This window comes from Mycobacterium intermedium, from assembly GCF_002086275.1.
Lineage (GTDB): Bacteria > Actinomycetota > Actinomycetes > Mycobacteriales > Mycobacteriaceae > Mycobacterium > Mycobacterium intermedium.
On the sequence record NZ_MVHT01000194.1, the window covers coordinates 1 to 2,943 of the forward strand.

1 protein-coding gene is annotated in these 2,943 nt (G+C 74.1%); it reads left to right on the forward strand.

Translation table 11 applies throughout. The features are described 5' to 3' along the window. Positions 1-498 precede the first annotated feature (498 nt). Positions 499-2,943, forward strand: a 2,445-nt coding sequence (locus BST27_RS34710) for a PE family protein (RefSeq protein ID WP_083148798.1), incomplete at its 3' end; no start/stop codon positions are given.

Here is a 2,943-nt window from a genome sequence, read left to right on the forward strand (position 1 = left end):
CCCCCGAGGGCAGCCCGCTGCCGGTTTCCAAAACGGCAACTTCCGTCATCACAGCCCCCCATGGCCAATCGCCAGTACTTGAGAATGATGTTACCAGCTTGATTGAAGGCCGTTCTCCTATTGTTTGCCAGCGAACCGCGCCGGTGTGGCCGCTGCTGGGCAGGTGAGGACCCGATCTGCTCCGAGGGCAGGAATGGAGCGGCGCACGTCGCCTATGTCCAAACCGGGATGACCAACCAGGCCGCCAGTTTCGCCGCCGACCGGCTCTAGCTGCCGACCGCCGCCTTCATGTGACTCCCCTCTGCCCGAGACTCCGATCGACACGGCGGCGTGCACCTAACGCTGCAACCGCCATCCAGTGGCCGGTGAACTAGCGCTGCCAGCACATTTCACAACTTCCAAATCTTCACCGAATACCGCCGCGATGACATAGACGCCTCGGGGCTCGCGGAATCGCGGCTCCGAGTTGCGGAGCACCCGATTAGTGAGGACGGGCCGATGTCTTTTGTCTACGCCGTACCCGAGTTGACCAACGCGGTGGCCGCGCCGTTGCAGGCAATTGGCTCCACGATCAGGGCCGCCAACGAGGCGGCCGCCGCCTTGACGACCGCACTGCAGCCGGCGGCGCTCGATGAGGTGTCCGAAGCTATTGCCGCGTTGTTCGGTTCGCACGGCGTGCAGTATCAGCAGCTCAGCGGCCAGGCCGCGGTGTTCCACGACCAGTTCGTACACAACCTGCAAGCAGGCTTCAGCCAGTACTCGATCACCGAGGCGGCCAACGTGGCGGCTCTCGGCGGGAACCCGCTCCTCGATGTGATCAACGCGCCGTCCATTGCGTTGACGGGGCGCGCGCTGGTCGCGAATGGCGCCGATGCAACGTTGCCCGGCCAGGCAGGCGGCAATGCCGGATGGCTGGTAGGCAATGGCGGCAAGGGCGCACCGGGAGGGCCAGGGCAGGCCGGTGGCCGCGGCGGTGACGCGGGCTTCCTGTGGGGCAACGGGGGAGCGGGCGGAGCCGGGGGAATCGGCATTGCGCCGAACCAGCCCGGTGGGACGGGCGGCGCCGGCGGCAATGCCTGGCTCTTTGGCAACGGCGGCGCCGGCGGGGCCGGCGGCGCCGGCTTTGCCGGTAGGGCCTTGTTCCACGACGGCGCTGGCGGTGCCGGCGGCGCCGGTGGGGCAGGCGGCGTTGGTGGCCTGCTGGCAGGGCTCGGCGGCACCGGTGGCAACGGCGGGGCGGGCGGCCATGGGGCGCCAGGCGGGATCGCCCCTGACGGGGTCCGCTATGCAGGCGGCGCAGGCGGCGCAGGCGGCGCAGGCGGCGACGGCGGCAGCAATTGGGTAGGCGGTCCATGGGATGCCGGTCGGAACGGCAACGGCGGCGAAGGCGGCGCCGGCGGCGACGGAGGGTCAGGCTTGTTCGGCCCTGGTGCAGGCGCCGGCGGCAACGGCGGTCATGGCGGTAGCGGCGCCTACGGCGGTAGAGGTGGTTCTGGCGGCACGGGCGGCGCCGGTGTCGGCGACGCGGCGGGCTCCGGAGGCGCCGGCGGTGCCGGCGGCACCGGCACGATCGCCGGCGGCGACGGCGGCCGCGGCGGTGACGGTGGGGCCACCGGTCGAACGGGCTACGAACCCGGTGAAGCGGTCAGCGGCCACGGCGGTCGCGGCGGCGACGGCGGTGCTGGGATCGGGCCCTCCGGAGTCGGTGGGAACGGCGGCGCCGGCGGCGACGGCGGTATCGGCGACGATGGTACCGGAAGCATCGTCGCCGGTAGAGGCGGCGATGGCGGCCTTGGCGGGGACGGTGGCTCGGGCACCCTTGCCGGCGGCGTCGGCGGCCAGGGTGGTGCCGGCGGCGACGGTGGTATCGGCCGCGCCACCGGCGACGGCGGCGGCTTTGGTGGCAACGGCGGCACTGGCGGCGCCGGCGGCAAAGGCGGTTTCAGCGCCAATGGAACCGGAGGAACCGGCGGGGCGGGCGGCACCGGTGGAGCCGCCGGCCCTGGCGCCGCTACAGACGGCAGCAGTGGTGACGGCGGTACCGGCGGCGATGGCGGCGTCGGCTCGCTCGTTGGCGGCGCCGGGGGCCGAGGAGGTGACGGCGGACCCACAGGCGACGCCAGTACCGGCGGCGATGGCGGCAAGGGCGGCAACGGCGGCGCCAGCGCTTTCGGCAGAGGCGGCGATGGCGGTGATGGCGGCGCGGGCAGCGCCGGTGGCACTGGGAAGGCTGGCGGTGCCGGCGGTGCGGGCGGTGACGGCGGCACCGGCCCTGCCGCCGGCGGCAACGGCGGCAGGGGCGGCAATGGGGGTGCCGGCGGAGACGGTAACGACGACGGAGTGGGTCCTGCCCTCGCTGCCGGCGGGGCCGGCGGTGCCGGCGGCGCCGGCGGGAAGGGCGGCAACAGCCTCGGCGGAATCAACGGCAGCGGCGGGGACGGCGGGGACGGCGGCGTCGGTGGGAACGGCGGCGGCGCCCTCACAAACCTCTCAGCGGGCCGTGGTGGTCGCGGCGGCGATGGTGGCAGTGGTGGTCTCACCGGCACCGGCGGCGCCGGCGGCAGCATCGGTAACGGGGGCGCGGGCGGCGCGGGCGGCAACGGCGGTGTTGGCATAGGTGAGGGCAAGTCCGGCGCCGGCGGTGACGGCGGCCACGGTGGCACCGGCAATCGCGGCGGCGACGGCGGCCGCGGCGGCAACTCCGGCGCGGTCTTCCAGGTCTTCGCCCCTAACCTCGCCAGCGCCGGCGGCGCGGGCGGCGACGGCGGTGCAGGCATCGGCCCGTCCGGCGTGGGCGGCCGCGGCGGCGACGGGGGCGACGGCGGCTTCGGCGGCTACGGCTTGGGGCTTAACGGCACCAACGGCGGAGCCGGCGGCAAAGGCGGAGCGGGCGGCGACGGTTCCATCGTTGGCGGGGACGGCGGTAATGGTGGCCGCGGCGGC